The sequence below is a fragment of the Paraburkholderia sediminicola genome, assembly GCF_046027355.1.
Classification (GTDB): Bacteria; Pseudomonadota; Gammaproteobacteria; order Burkholderiales; family Burkholderiaceae; genus Paraburkholderia; species Paraburkholderia sediminicola_B.
Genome location: NZ_JAQQEK010000133.1, coordinates 1 through 641 on the forward strand (window position 1 = coordinate 1; position 641 = coordinate 641).

1 protein-coding gene is annotated in these 641 nt (G+C 63.5%); it reads right to left on the reverse strand.

Annotation, left to right across the window (positions count from 1 at the left end; genetic code table 11):
* The coding region (locus PQR42_RS45605; RefSeq protein WP_408394030.1) for a pyridoxal-phosphate dependent enzyme at positions 1 to 641 on the reverse strand (641 nt) is incomplete at both ends.

Genomic DNA, 641 nt, shown 5'->3' on the forward strand with positions numbered 1-641 from the left:
ACCGCTTCGCGCGCTTCACCGACTTCGGCTCGCTCGGCCACGAAGCGCATGCGGTCGAAGTTCATGTTCGCCCCCGACGTGATCGCGATCAGCGTCTGGTTCTCGATGCCTTCACGCTCCGCATACTGCTTCGCGCCGGCCACCGCGAGCGAGCCGGCGGGTTCCAGCACGCTGCGGGTGTCCTGGAAGACATCCTTGATCGCAGCGCAGAGCGCATCGGTATTCACGAGCAGCACGTCGTCGAGATATTCGCTGCACAGGCGGAAGGTTTCTTCACCGACCAGCTTCACCGCCGTGCCGTCCGAAAACAGACCCACTTCGTTCAGCGTGACCCGCTCACCGGCTTTCAGCGATGCGGCCATCGCGCACGAATCATCGGTCTGCACGCCGATCACCTTGATCTCCGGGCGCACCGATTTCACGTACGCGGCGACGCCCGCAGCCAGTCCACCGCCACCGATCGGCACGAAGATCGCGTGAATCGGGCCCTGATGCTGGCTGAGAATCTCCATCGCGACCGTGCCCTGGCCGGCGATCACATACGGATCGTCGAACGGATGCACGAAGGTCAGGCCGCGCTCTTCCTGCAGCTTTACCGCGTGCCCATAGGCATCGCTATACGATTCGCCGAACTGCACCAC